The sequence below is a fragment of the Methylobacterium sp. NFXW15 genome, from assembly GCF_049887755.1.
Taxonomy (GTDB): domain Bacteria; phylum Pseudomonadota; class Alphaproteobacteria; order Rhizobiales; family Beijerinckiaceae; genus Methylobacterium.
In genome coordinates, this window is record NZ_JAGEKG010000006.1 from 368,715 (window position 1) to 382,126 (window position 13,412).

The 13,412-nt window shown below is 65.1% G+C and carries 13 protein-coding genes; 10 read left to right on the forward strand and 3 right to left on the reverse strand.

Annotated features, from left to right (window positions below; genetic code table 11):
- Nucleotides 1-338: 338 nt before the first annotated feature.
- From J4O73_RS16295 to J4O73_RS16335, 9 genes are all read left to right on the forward strand, one after another.
- Entirely contained in the window at nt 339-680 is a 342-nt protein-coding gene (locus J4O73_RS16295) for a hypothetical protein (RefSeq protein ID WP_426218927.1), read from the forward strand.
- Nucleotides 681-1,058: 378 nt separating this feature from the next.
- Nucleotides 1,059-1,409 carry a DMT family transporter gene (locus tag J4O73_RS16300; protein ID WP_426218929.1) on the forward strand — a complete coding sequence of 117 codons (351 nt, stop codon included), beginning with the start codon at nt 1,059-1,061 and terminating at the stop codon, nt 1,407-1,409.
- The gene (locus J4O73_RS16305; protein ID WP_426218931.1) at nt 1,406-1,969 is read left to right on the forward strand and encodes a TetR/AcrR family transcriptional regulator; all 564 of its coding nucleotides are present in this window, start codon (nt 1,406-1,408) and stop codon (nt 1,967-1,969) included. The genes J4O73_RS16300 and J4O73_RS16305 overlap by 4 nt, the downstream gene beginning before the upstream one ends.
- A gap of 230 nt (nt 1,970-2,199) precedes the next feature.
- Entirely contained in the window at nt 2,200-3,432 is a 1,233-nt protein-coding gene (locus J4O73_RS16310; RefSeq protein WP_426218933.1) for an efflux RND transporter periplasmic adaptor subunit, read from the forward strand.
- A 35-nt stretch (nt 3,433-3,467) separates the two neighbouring features.
- Nucleotides 3,468-6,578 carry an efflux RND transporter permease subunit gene (locus tag J4O73_RS16315; RefSeq protein WP_426218934.1) on the forward strand — a complete coding sequence of 1,037 codons (3,111 nt, stop codon included), beginning with the start codon at nt 3,468-3,470 and terminating at the stop codon, nt 6,576-6,578.
- 1,037 nt (nt 6,579-7,615) lie between these two features.
- A complete protein-coding gene (locus tag J4O73_RS16320) occupies nt 7,616-7,897 on the forward strand; it encodes a hypothetical protein (protein WP_426218936.1) in 282 nt (93 codons plus the stop codon).
- Between the two features lie 298 nt (nt 7,898-8,195).
- Nucleotides 8,196-9,053 (forward strand): manganese catalase family protein, encoded by an 858-nt coding sequence (locus J4O73_RS16325; RefSeq protein WP_426218938.1) that lies wholly within the window; start codon nt 8,196-8,198, stop codon nt 9,051-9,053.
- Between the two features lie 74 nt (nt 9,054-9,127).
- Nucleotides 9,128-9,454 (forward strand): metal-sensitive transcriptional regulator, encoded by a 327-nt coding sequence (locus tag J4O73_RS16330; protein WP_426218940.1) that lies wholly within the window; start codon nt 9,128-9,130, stop codon nt 9,452-9,454.
- 65 nt (nt 9,455-9,519) lie between these two features.
- Entirely contained in the window at nt 9,520-9,846 is a 327-nt protein-coding gene (locus J4O73_RS16335; RefSeq protein ID WP_426218942.1) for a hypothetical protein, read from the forward strand.
- A 105-nt stretch (nt 9,847-9,951) separates the two neighbouring features.
- Here J4O73_RS16335 and J4O73_RS16340 read toward each other — a convergent pair whose 3' ends face one another.
- Both J4O73_RS16340 and J4O73_RS16345 read right to left on the reverse strand, forming a co-directional pair.
- Nucleotides 9,952-10,941: a site-specific integrase gene (locus J4O73_RS16340; protein WP_426218944.1), complete on the reverse strand. Its 990-nt coding sequence runs from the start codon at nt 10,939-10,941 to the stop codon at nt 9,952-9,954.
- A gap of 108 nt (nt 10,942-11,049) precedes the next feature.
- A complete protein-coding gene (locus tag J4O73_RS16345; protein WP_426218946.1) occupies nt 11,050-11,301 on the reverse strand; it encodes a hypothetical protein in 252 nt (83 codons plus the stop codon).
- A gap of 235 nt (nt 11,302-11,536) precedes the next feature.
- Here J4O73_RS16345 and J4O73_RS16350 point away from each other — a divergent pair, with 235 nt between their 5' ends.
- Entirely contained in the window at nt 11,537-11,959 is a 423-nt protein-coding gene (locus J4O73_RS16350; RefSeq protein WP_426218948.1) for a response regulator, read from the forward strand.
- Nucleotides 11,960-12,520: 561 nt separating this feature from the next.
- Here J4O73_RS16350 and J4O73_RS16355 read toward each other — a convergent pair.
- Nucleotides 12,521-13,168 carry an AAA family ATPase gene (locus J4O73_RS16355; RefSeq protein ID WP_426218950.1) on the reverse strand — a complete coding sequence of 216 codons (648 nt, stop codon included), beginning with the start codon at nt 13,166-13,168 and terminating at the stop codon, nt 12,521-12,523.
- Nucleotides 13,169-13,412: the final 244 nt, after the last annotated feature.

Below are 13,412 nucleotides of genomic sequence, written 5' to 3' on the forward strand. Positions count from 1 at the left end.
GTCTGCTTACGGGGGAAGCCAGATGGCCTTCAGTACGTCCGGGGTGGGTCGCAAGCAGCCCCCCACTTCCTTGGCGCCCCGTCCCATAAGCCGATGTTATGCGAATGGCCGGTCGGGATGGCAATCGGACCTCGGCCCCTCATCCGGAAGCGGACTTTCCGCATGCGACCCGTAGCGGTCACTCGGGCGTCCCCGGGCGCATCTCGGAAGCAGTCATTCATCGACTGCCCGAAGAGGTCAACGTGGGAGTGACGGCTACGTCACCCGTTCACGTTCACTCTCTCGCAAGAGGTCGACGTGCGCTTCCCGTCAGCAGGGCTGCTGTGGCATCAGCGGGTATGAGCAAAAGCGCTGATACCCCTGCTCCCCTGTTCGAGATCCAACACGGTGATGCTGTCATTCGGATCGCCGACGATTGGAGTGGTCACGTCCTGATCGAGCAAATTTACGATGGGCTGCGACAAGCCCGGCAATCGCGAGATGAGGGACGAACTCCTCTGATGCCGCCTGCTCTCGGAACTGAAGCCGCCAACGACATCATTGAGGCCGCAGAATTTTACGGCTTCCGACAGATCGAAGGCGGCGGAGGGTACAGGGCTAGCGCCGAGCAGATCATAGCCTTGGTGACGAAGATGCAGGACAAGGGCACGAAAGCGACGACATCGGATCGCGAGCCTTGAATAACAACGCGGTTAGCGGCCCCATTCGGATGTTCAACGCCTCCGGTGAGAAGCCCGAGAGCACACATCCTGCCGCCGAAAGTCGTAGAGTTCATCCCCAAACCTTCCGATACAGGATTGATTATCAGGGACGCCCGACTAGGGCGTCACCTCGTTGTTTTGTCGCGGCAGGCTTCATCCGAACGTCCTTGATGCTTGCGTGACCGCATCGGGCATCGGGCACCACTCCCGATTGGTGTTGGTCTGCGACGGCAGCGACACCATCCGCCGCATGTGAGCGCAACCAGTCTGCGCGCCGCAACAATCGGCCCGCGAAAAAAAAGCTTGAAACATACCTTTTGGTCGGTATGTTGTGTGGGCAGATCCGAGCGTGAGAGCATGCCCAGTCACACCGCCGCCTACGTCGCCCTCGTCCTCGCCATCGCCTGCGAGGTCGCCGGCACGACCCTGCTGCAGTTGTCCGAGCAGTTCACGAGGTTCGTGCCCACCCTCGCCATGGCGGCGTTCTACGCCGCCGCCTTCTACTTCCTCACGCACGCGCTGAAGACCATGCCCCTCGGCGTCGTCTACGCCCTCTGGAGCGGCGTCGGCGTCGTGCTCACCGCGGTCGTCGGCAGCACGCTGTTCAAGCAGGTCCTCGACCTGCCGGCGCTGGTCGGCATCGGCATGATCGTCGGCGGCATCGTGGTGATGCAGGCGTTCTCCACCGTGACGGGGCACCGGCCATGAAGACCGCCTCCCAACGCAAGAAGGATCCCGAACTGGTCCGTCGCACGCTCCTCGATTGCGCCATGCGTCTGGCCTTGGAGCATGGACCGGCCGGCCTCACGGTCCAGGCCGTCGCCGAGGCGTCCGGCGTCACCAAGGGCGGTCTCTTCCATCATTTCCCGAGCAAGCAGGCCCTGGTCGAGAGCCTCTTCGCCGACTTGGTGGAGAAGCTCGATGCCGACATCGACGCGGCCATGGCCGAGGATCCACGCGCACGGGGCAGTTTCACTCGAGCCTACGTGAGAGCGACCTTCGACGACCTGCCCCAAGGCCAGGGGAACCCGGCGGCGGCCCTCTACGTGTCCGCCCTGGCGGAGCCGACCGTGCTCCGCATGTGGGCGGATTGGTTCACGACCCGGTTGGCGCGTCACCGGGCGACCGACGACGCGCCGATCCTTGAGATCGTGCGCATGGCCGCAGACGGGGCTTGGCTCGCCCACCTCATGCGGGAAGACGGCGCCGCCGTTCCGGATGCGGCGGGGCTGCGAGAGCGGCTCATCGCGATGACGCTCTCGGACTGAAGCAGGCCCGGCGCCCCCTTTTCCCATCAAGAAGCAAGGACTCGCTGATCCATGCGACAGCGCGAACGAGGACGCATGTCCGTCATCCCGATCTACACACCCATCCTCCTCGGGCTGCTGCTGCTCGCAGGCGCCTGGGCACGGCATGCCTCGCAGGACGTCGCCGGGTCGCCCGCGGCGACCGGGTCGATCCCTCTGCACACGTCGGAGCCGAGTAAGGAGCCCAGCCGATGACCCCGCCATTCGATACCTGCCGGGCCGTTGCGGCGCTCACGCTCGCGCTTACGCCGGTCCGGGCAGGCTCGGAGCCGGTTTCCGGCGAGGTAGGCAAGTCCCCGCCCGTCGTCAGCGTGGTCGGTGCCGTCAAGCGCGAGATCACCGAGACCGCCATCGTGACCGGGACGCTCGTGCCCCGCGACGAGGTCCTGGTCGCTCCCGAGGTCGATGGTTACCGCATCACGGAAGTGCTCGCCGAGGAGGGCGCCAGGGTCGAGCGCGGCCAAGTGTTGGCCCGGCTCTCGCGCGACCTGATCGAGCGACAGATCGCGCAGCAGCAGGCGGTGGTCGCGAAGGCGGCGACCGCCGTGCCGCAGGCGAGGAGCAACATCGAGCAGGCCGAGGCAGTGGAGGTCGAGGCGCGGCTCGCTTTCGAGCGTGCTCGCCAGCTCATGCAGACCGGGAACACCACCGCCGTGGTGATGGAAGGGCGGACGGCCACCCTGCGCCAGGCCGAAAGTCGTCTTGCCTCCGCCCGGAACGGGGTCGCCGCCGCCGAGGCGGACCTAGACCAGGCCCGGGCGATGCTGTCCGAGCTGGAACTGCGTCGCGCCCGCACCGAGATCCGCGCGCCCGAGGCCGGCATCGTGAGCCGGCGCACCGCGCGCGTGGGCATGACGGCCTCCGCCTCCGCGGAGCCGCTGTTCCGGCTGATCGCCCGCGGCGAGATCGAGTTGGAGGGCGAGGTCACTGAGACCATGCTGCCGCGGCTGCGCGAAGGGGCTCCCGCGTTCGTCGAGCTCGGAGGCGAACGCGTCGTGGGCAGCGTCCGCGCCGTCTATCCCGAGGTCGACCGGGCAACCCGCCTCGGCAAGGTGCGTGTGCGGCTCAAGCCCGATCCCCGTCTCCGCATCGGGACCTTCGTCCGCGGTGGAGTCGAGATCATGCGCGCCGCCGGCGTGGTGATCCCGCTGGCGTCCATCCGCTATGGCGGGTCGGCCCGCGGCACGGTCCTCGTCGTATCGGGCGACACCGTCGAGGCACGCGAAGTCCGCACCGGCCTTGCGGAGGACGAGACCGTCGAGATCCGCTCCGGTCTCGGCGAGGGGGAGCAGGTCATCGCGAAGGCCCAGAGCTTCCTGCGCAACGGCGACCGCGTCCGCGTCTTCGCGGCCTCCACACCGGCTCCGTCCGGCGAAGCCAAGCTTCCGAAGGCCGGCCTTGAGGCCGCCGCTGGAGCGCCCTGACCGCCAGCTCCTCCCGACCGGACACCCGTCATCCCATGCACCTGAACGTTTCCGCCTGGGCGATCCGCAGGCCCATCCCGCCGCTCGTCCTCTTCATGGTGCTGGTGGTGCTCGGCCTCGTCAGCTTCCTCAGGTTGCCTGTGACGCTGATGCCGAACGTCGACGTGCCGGTCGTCTCGGTCACGATCACGCAGTCGGGCGCCGCGCCGGCCGAGCTGCAGACCCAGGTCACCAAGTGGGTCGAGGACTCCATCGCCGGCGTGCGCGGCGTCAAGCACATCACCTCAGCCATCACCGAGGGCATGTCGGTCACGACGGTCGAGTTCCGGCTGGAGGTGAACACCGACCGCGCCGTCAACGACGTCAAGGACGCGGTCTCGAAGGTCCGCATCAACCTGCCGCGCACCATCGACGAGCCGGTGATCCAGCGCGTCGACATCGCCGGGTTGCCCATCCTGATCTACGGGGTGACAGCCCCCACGATGGCGCCGACCGACCTCTCCTGGTTCGTCGAGGACACGGTGGCACGCGCCCTCCAGGGCCTGAAGGGTGTCGGCGGCGTGACCCGCGTCGGCGGCGTCGCCCGCGAGGTTCGGGTGACGCTGGACCCGGATCGGCTGCTGGCGCTCGGGATTACAGCCGCCGACGTGAACCGGCAGCTGCGCCTGACCTCCGCCGACATGGCCGGCGGGCGGGGCGAGGTCGGCGGGCGCGAGCAGTCGATCCGCGCGCTCGCCGCCTCGCGCACGGTGCATGACCTTAAGGAGACCAGCATCGTCCTGCCCGGGGACCGCAAGGTCCGACTGGAAGAGTTGGCGACCATAGAGGACTCCATCGAGGAACCGCGCTCCTTCGCCAGCGTGAACGGCGAGGCCGTCGTCGCCTTCGCCGTCTCGCGGGCGAACGGGGCGAGCGACACCGAGGTCGCGGCGGTGGTCGATGCCAAGGTCGCCGAGTTCCAGGCGAATTACCCGGACGTCCGGTTCGAGAAGATCGACTCTTCCGTGGCGATGACGCTCGGCAGCTATGACTCGGCCATGCACACCCTGCTTGAGGGAGCGGCCCTCGCGGTCGCGGTGGTGTTCATCTTCCTGCGTGACTGGCGGGCGACGGTCATCACCGCGACCGCCCTTCCGCTCTCGGTCCTGCCGACCTTCTGGGCGTTGGACGCGATGGGCTTCTCGCTCAACATGATCAGCCTGCTGGCCATCACCCTGGTGACGGGCATCCTGGTGGACGACGCCATCGTCGAGATCGAGAACGTCGTCCGGCACATGAGGATGGGCAAGTCGCCGTACCGCGCCGCCCTGGAAGGCGCGGACGAGATCGGGCTCGCCGTCATCGCCATCACCGCGACCCTGATCGCGGTGTTCGCCCCCGTCTCCTTCATGAGCGGGATCGCCGGCCGCTACTTCATCCAGTTCGGCCTGACCATCGCAGTCTCGGTGTTCATGTCGCTGCTGGTGGCCCGTCTGATCACGCCGTTGTTCGCGGCCTACTTCCTGCGCGAACATGGCCACCACGAGGAGCGCGAGGGGCCGGTGATGCGCGCCTATGCGCGCCTCGTCGGCTGGTCGGTGCGCCACCGCGTGGCGACGTTGCTGGTCGGTCTCGCGCTGTTTGCCGCGTCGCTTGCCTCGGCGGGGCTTCTGCCCTCGGGCTTCATCCCGAAGCAGGACAACGCCCGCACGATGTTCAAGGTCGAGCTCGCCCCCGGCGCGCGGCTCGCCGACACCATCTCCGTCACCGACCGGCTGACAGCCCGCATCCGGACCCTCCCGGAGGTCGCTTCGGTCTTCGTAGACGGCGGCAGGCAGGCAAGCGGCGGCCAGGAGACCCGGTTCGCCACGTTCACGGTGAACCTCACGCCGAAGGGGGAGCGCTCCCGCAACCAGGAGGCCATGGAGATCGCCATCTCCCGAATGCTGTCCGAGGAACCCGACATCCGTTCCTGGACGCTGCGCGATAGCGGCCAGCGCGACCTCGCCCTGGTGGTGAGCGGGCCGGACGTGGACGTCGTCACGGAGATCGCCGAGCGGCTCCAGCGCGACATGGCGGCGATCCCGCACCTCGTCTCGGTGATGTCCACCGCGCCGCTCGACCGGACCGAGGTGCGCATCCGCCCGAAATCGGGCGTCGCCGCAGACCTCGGGGTTTCGACCGACACCATCGCCGAGACGGTGCGGGTTGCCACGATCGGCGACGCAGGGATGAACCTTCCCAAGTTCAACGCGAAGGACCGCCAGGTCCCGATCCGGGTGATGCTGCCGGAGAGCGCCCGAGGCGCGGTCTCGCGCCTGGAGACCCTGAAGGTCCCGGCCAAGAACGGGGCGGCGGTGCCGCTGACGGCGGTGGCCGAGATCGAGCTCGGCCAGGGCCCCGGGGCAATCGAGCGCTACGACCGCGCCGTACGCGTGGCGGTGGAGGCCAACATGGAGGGTTCGGACGCGCTTGGCTCCCTGATCGAGCAGGCGCTCCAGACGCCGACCGCCAGGAGTCTGCCGCCGGGCGTCACCATCAAGCAGACGGGCGACGCCGAGATCATGGGCGAGGTCTTCTCGGGCTTCCTCATGGCGATGGCCGCCGGCATCATGATGGTCTACGCGGTCCTCGTGCTGCTGTTCGGCAACTTCCTGCAGCCGCTCACCATCCTGTTCTCGCTGCCGCTCTCCGTCGGGGGCGCGATCCTCGGCCTGCTGCTCGCCGACATGTCGATCTCCCTCCCCGTCATCATCGGCATCCTGATGCTGATGGGACTGGTGACGAAGAACGCGATCATGCTGGTCGACTTCGCCGTCGAGGAGATGCGGGGCGGGGTCGATCCCGTCACGGCAATCGTGGATGCCGGGCGCAAGCGGGCGCGCCCCATCGTGATGACGACGATTGCCATGGCGGCCGGGATGGTGCCTTCGGCGCTCGCTTTCGGAGAGGGCGGCGAGTTCCGCGCGCCGATGGCGGTGGCGGTGATCGCCGGCCTGATCGTGTCGACGCTGCTCTCCCTCGTCTTCGTGCCGGCGGTGTTCCTGCTGATGGAAAGCCTCGGGCGCGTGCTCGGCGGCCTTATGGGCCGCTTCGTAGGCCCTCGGGACGACCCTGACGGCAGCGCCGGGGATGTACGGAAGGTGTCAGAAGCTCGGGGTGCTTGAGAGCATGCCGAGAGCCCGATTGGGGGCGTGAGCGGTCCGTGCACCCATGTCCGCTTCGATGCATCGGCCATCCCAGAGCAGACCAGCAGAAATCCACCCGATCCGGTCGTATGCCGCTGCCTTTTGTTGGCCCGAAGCGGACCTTCCGAAGGCGTACGATGGATCGCATAAGGCCGCGGACTATCACGGCGCTCCTCGTTCCGTAGCGTACCCTTATGCGAATGGCTGTCATGGCCTGAAAGCAGCTGTCGGTCAGGTTGTCGATCAGCGATAGGATCCCTCGCCCTGTAGGCAGCTGAGCAACACGCAGGCTTGCTCCTGAGCCGCGATGCCGTCCTCGCGTTTTCCGAAGCTGTACTCGCAGTGTGGCTTCGTTGGCGCAGTCGCATCAAGCCCGCACCTGTAACATGTAACAGCAGACCGGGCTTTGCTCGTTCCGAGCTCTTCCATCTCTGCACTGCCGCACCAAGCTTACTAGCGTCCTCCCAAGGGACACCCACCGGCTTGGTCCAAGGTGACCCCCCCTCCCCGCTGACTATGTCGGTGGGACTCAGGCATCACCAACACAGAGGGGCGGAACCATGCCGCTCAGGAACACTTATCGCAGTGCAGCAAAGTGACAGCGCCAGCGTAGCTCCGCTGTAGCCCTTCCGAGGGCGTTTCCTCCCTAGACTTCGGGCCGCTCCCTCAGGGGTGGCCTCTTTTTTTCGAGCCTTCTCCGCGGTCGCCATGCTGAGGTCAGCCTGAAGGCTGCGCTACATCGCGTTCTTCGCTCCGGCCTACAGACCGAACGGCACAGGGCGGAACCACGTCGTCACGGGATCCGGCCCGTATTCTCCCGCCCACAGAACTTTCTTTCGTCTCTCATCTGGGGCCGGCTGCAGCTGTGAGAGATAACGTCAACTCGCGTCCGCATCCGTTGTGCGGTCTTCTTCGTTTCGGGGCTCAAGACCTCGATTGTAGCGGTCCCAAAACCCTGTGCGGCAACGTTTCTTCTCACGAAAGCGTTACAAGCGGTGTTCATCCCAGAGGTTCAGATGCGCCATCGCACTCTCATCACGGCTATTCCGTTCATGCTGCTCTTCTCCGGCGCAGCCTACGCACAGGCTCCGGCAGCAACGCCACCTACGACTGCGCCGGGTGCACCGAGCGTAGTAGCACCGCAGCCAGGCTCGACCGGTGCTCCGGCGACTGTCACCGGAACTCCGACGGGCCGCCCTGCTGACACCATCACCAACAACTCAGCGGCTGGTGGCAATGCCGGTCAACCCTCCCGCTCTGTGCCTCAAGGTGGCGGCGGAGGCGGCAGCAGCAAGTGACGTCTCGAGCAAACGTGTGGGGCAGGCTTTGCCCTAAGAAGCACTCAGTTCGTTCCTGAGAGCACGGACCGCCCCAGCTCGCCCGGCCAATCGCCGTGGCGGGCTTCTTTATGAGTGCCGAGATCAGACGGGCCTGACTTTTGGCGAGCGCCCCTGGCGGCTTCGATCGTTCGAGCGGGCTGAAACGCGACCGAACCAATCGCCCTGAGCCCGGTTGCCTAGATATCGGACCAGATGCTCCACCGGAGTATCAGCCAAGCTCGCCATCAGGGTGCAGCACCGATCAAGGAGCGACCTTATGTTCTACTTCGACAAGCGCCTTCAGTACCCAGTCAGGGTCGAGAACCCGGACCCGGTCTATGCCCGCATGCTCCAGCAGGCGATCGGCGGCATCGAAGGCGAGATCCGCGTGTGCATGCAGTACTTCTTCCAGGCCTGGGGTGCCCGCGGTCCGACGACAAAATACCGCGACATGCTGCTCCACACTGCCACCGAGGAGATGGGTCACGTCGAGATGTTGGCCACGGCAGTGGCTCTGAACCTCGAAAACGCGCCGACCAAGGTGCAGGAGGCAGGAGCTGCTGACACAATCGTCGGCGCCGTGATGGGCGGCGAGAACCCGCGCCACATGGTCGAAGGCATGCTGCACCGGCACTTGCTGTCGACCGGTATGGCCGCCTTTCCGGCAAACTGCGAGGGTGTGCCCTTCGACATGAGCCACATCTACGCCAGCGGCAATCTCGCAGCCGACATGTACTGCAACGTCGCCGCTGAGAGCACCGGTCGCGTTCTGGCAGTGCGCCTTTACAACGCCACCAACGACCCCGGCATGAAGGACATGCTGCACTTCATGATCGCACGTGACACGATGCACCAGCAGCAATGGCTAGCAGTTATCGAAGAGATGGGCGGGCACGCGGGAACGCTGCCGATCCCGAATTCCTTCCCGCAAGAGAAGGAAGATCAGAAAAACAACTACAATTTTTACGCTACGGCACAGGATGGCTCGGCGCCTCCTGAAGGGCGTTGGACCAGCGGGCCGTCGATCGACGGCAAGGGTACGTTCAGCGTGTTCCAGAACAAGCCGATGGGCGAGGAGCCGGTGCTCGGTCCGGCGCGACCCGATAGCGGTGCCGAGACCCAGCAGATCGGCTAAGGTATGAACGTTCCGCCCCGTCTGCTGTATGCAACCTATGCTAGGTTTGAAGCGGAAGATGGGGCGGCATTGCGGTGAGTGAAATTGAGGGTGTGCTCGTCGGTGACAAGATCCAGCTCAAGCGCAGTGACGAGGCGAAACGCCCGCTCGTGCAGCGTTTGAACCGGATCGAAGGCCAAGTCCGGGGCCTGCGCGGGATGATTGAGGAGGATCGCTACTGCTTGGACGAGATCCAGCAGATCACCGCGCTGACTTCAGCGCTGCGTGAAGTGGCGGTGATGATCATCGGCGAGCACGTGACAGCTGGCGTGCGCGTTGCGTCTGAACCTAGCGCAGACAGGGAGGCTGCTCTCGCGGATATGGTCCGCGTGCTGCGCGTGGGCATGCAGTACAAAGAGTAAGAAATCGTTGGGCACTGAGTCTTCTACGAGGGCGTACAGACCCTCGTGACCCCTAGGAGAGCTGCGTGTCTAGCGATTTGGTACCTGCCACCCGTAACTGGTCTGCTTCCGAAATTGCGGGGTCAAGTGAAGACCTAAACGCTTATTTTCTAAAAATCTCAGGCGAAGTTGAGCTCGGCAATGTGAATGAAAGGCCGCATCTGACGATGTCCGAGCCTACGTCTAACAATCTTGCCGTGCTTAGTCTTGATATTGTTATAAGTGCGGACGGGAGTAGCGTTCCTCAAAAGCACTGGGCTCAGTGCGGGCTGCGGCATCGAACTTTTCCAGGTGCTTACAACGCCATAAGAGTGATGTGGCAAGGCATCGAGGTCGTAAGCCTCAAGCTTTGATCGCCACAGGTTGTGCGGTTCCGCTTCGGCGTTGAGGGCCCCTACAATCATGTATGTGGTCGTCAACCATTCGCGAGAGCACAAAGCGATGCGCGGCCGGTGCCTTCAAAGAAACCCGCTCCCGGAGTGATCCTTAAAAGCGTTTGCCCGCCGGATGTAGCCGACGACCGTCCGAGGATCTCGGTGGCGGCTCTGCTCCATGATGCGGGCGAGATCGGCTCCTCGCTCCGCCGCCGTGGTGATGTAGCCAGCTCGCAGAGAATGCGCTCCGAAGGTCGAGGCATCGAGCCCTGCTGCGGCCGTGTACTTCTTGATGATATCGGCGACGGATTGGGTAGTCAGCCGCACGCCCTCGCCCTGTCGGACACGCCCTGACCGCGAAACCGCCCGGAAGACTGGCCCTTCGATGATGCCGGCCGCATCCAACCATTCCCGCACCAGGGCGACGGGCCTGATGAACCGACCATGCGGGATGGCGATCTCCGCTCCCCTACCCTCCTGGTCGGTCTTTGCCCGCCAGATCCGGACACGCAGGCCTTCAGAGGTCTCGACCAGGTCGGCGACATCGAGGGCGACGAGCTCAGAGCGGCGGAACGCGCCGGCGAACCCTAGGCCGAGCAAGGCGCGATCCCGCTTACCGGTTAGGTTGTCAGGCGTGCGCATCAGTAGGGCCGCTAGCACGTCGGCCGTCGCGGCCGCCTTCTGTCTCGGAGCGACCTTCAGCTTGCGCCGCGCACCCTTGATGGCGGCGTGCACGCCTTCGTCGTCCGTGGGGTCCGGCACCTGGGCGAGTTTGTGGCCGTACCGGATCGCGGCAAGGCGCCGACCGAGTGTGGATGCTGCCCTGCCCTCCTCTGCCTCATGGACGATGAAGGCTGCCACCGTCTCAGAGCTCGCCGGCATCGACTGGAACCTGAACCGCTGACACCACGCCTCAAATAGCCGCACGTCCGACCGGTAGGCCCGGACCGTGGCGTCGGCCTTCGAGGCGCGCTGGTAAGCCTGGACGAGAGCTTGTGTCTCAGCCGGCAGATTTCCCCCCGATCTGAGGAGGACCCATGTGGTGGGCGGATTATCAGACTCAGGCCTTGGCATCGCCGCCCCGGTCAGGATTAAGGTTGTCCGCGATCATGTTGGCGAGTGCGCCATTCGACGAACCGAGGGCGATGACGGCAGAGCTGTGGTGCGGCCTGTCGTTCACAGCTAGCTCTCCAGTCCGTCGTATGCGGCGGCCTTCGCGCGGCCCATCTGCACGGCCAGCTTGTCCCGCCAGCCGAACGGCAGAGTGAGGCTCCGCATCTTGGCCCACGCCTCGACCGCCACCAGCATCCGCTGCCAGGACCCGGGCGAGAGCTGCCACGGCGCGTAGGTCAGGCCGAGATAGCGGACGGCGCTCGACGCCGCATCGCAAATCAGCGCGAACGCATCAGCAGGCGAAGATAGCTGAGGCTTCATTTCATCACGCCCCTCTCATATCACTTTGACGTAACTTTCGAGAATGACCGTTATCGCAAGTTATAGGAATGCTGCGGTTGAGGCAATGAGTGGGCGCGTCAGTCCGCAGTTACGTGCTTACGTCAACACGTAGGCACGCAGGCACCCACGTACATCCTCGTCACCCGAATTATGGGCGGCCGAATATCGCGTCGGCTCATACGGACCTTTGCCATGGGGCGCGGCATTGAGGGAGATGACCCAGACCTCCTCGACGGCCTCGCCCTGCGCTCTCGTCGTCGATGACGACGGCATGGTCCGCATGGCTGCGGTCGACATCCTGGAGGAGGCGGGGTTCACGACCTTCGAGGCCGAGTCCGGGGACAGGGCCTTGCTCGTGCTCGAAGAACACCATGCGTGCGTGACGCTGCTGTTCACCGACGTGCAGATGCCGGGCTTACACGATGGCTTTGCGCTCGCTCGCAAGGTCTCGAACGCCTATCCGCACATCTCGATCGTCGTTGCGTCGGGGCAGACCAGGCCCGGACCGAACGATCTACCGGACGGAGCACACTTCATCGCAAAGCCATTTAGCGTGGACATCGTGCATCACCACCTGCACCAGGTTCTGCCGGACGATCAGAAGCCGGACCCCCTGCGCAAAATGAGACCCGCCTGAGAGACACGGGTCTGTCCACCATCAGCGCCTGTGGCTATCCAAGTGGACGTCTGGAAAGTGTGCTCCCGCCCCAAAGTGGGCCCGGAGGCGACGACCGCTCGATGCATTCGTCCCTAATTGCGGACCGGCGGAAAGCCGCTCCAAGCGGACTGTTCTCCAAGGCCTCAGCCGCTCTCCCCTCCGCCTCTCAAGCTCCTTCCTTATCCAGGTGCTCCATCAGAGCCGCCTCGATCACGTCCTGATGGCTGGCTCCGCGGTCGAATGCGAACCGACGCAGACGCTGGTACTGGCTTTCCGACAGGCGGAGTGTCAGCGACTTGGTCCGAGGCTCGGCCGCGTTAGCCGTGCGCTTCGCCGTCGAAGGCTGCGCGGATGCCTGGTTCTCTGCCGATGCTGATGCCGCGGCTGGCGCCGGGGCTGACTGGTCAACGGCAGGTGTTGGAGTTGGCGTATCAGCCAGAGCTGGCGTCGACACCCCGCCTCCCCGCTGCGGGATATCCGACGGCCGAGGCGCTCCCTTAGTTTGGATCAGATCGCCGAGGTCTGGTGTCTGCTTCGCGCTCATGCCTGCCGCTCTGCCTTGCTGGCTTCCTTACGTAGCTGCGTAAGCACGTAGTCAAGCACTTCCTTAATTTCTCGTGCGGCAGCCGTTTCAGGCTCGATCTCCGTGACGGCCTTGCCGGAGATGGCAGCGGTCGGGAAATCCTGGCGGTCGTGGACCACGGTCGGGGCGAGCTTCCCATGCTTGGCCAGCGCCATCACTGCCTGCATCTGCAGGCGCGTCCGGGGCTTGGCCTGGGTTAGCACGAACACGAACGGGCAGCTGGCTTCCTCGATCAGGGCGAGGGTATCGCCGACCGCATCGAGGTCGTCGGGGGAGGGGCGCACCGGCACGATAGCGAGACTGGCGTGGGCTAGCAGCGTCCGCAACTCGGGTCGAACGGACGGCGGCGTGTCGACAAATAGGTACTCGATGCCGGCGGCCTTCAGGCGCTCGACGCCAGCGGCGAAGTCGGAGAGTTCAAGCTTCACCAGCGGTGGTTGGGCATCCTCGCGCCGGTTCCACCAACTCGTGAGAGAGCCTTGCGGATCGGTGTCGAGGATGACCGTCGAACCGTGCACTTGGTGGGTAGCTACTGCGAGGTTGCGCAGCAGCGACGTCTTGCCGGCCCCGCCCTTTTGGCTTGCAACCACGATGACGTGCATCATTGCCTCATTACGTGCTTACGTAAGGACGTAGGTCCGTCCGCAGCTCCTTAGCCAAGCGACCTGTGGCTGGTTAAGCTCGGGTGAGCGGATCATCAACCCCATACCGCGGACGCGGTCTGATCCGCCCCCAATGAAGTGGTCCGCCCTTTGGTATGGCTTTGAGCCTGGAGGACGGATCGATGTCGAGGAAGCGACCCAAGCCTGAGGAGATCGTCGCCAAGCTGCGGCAGGCGGACGTGCTGGT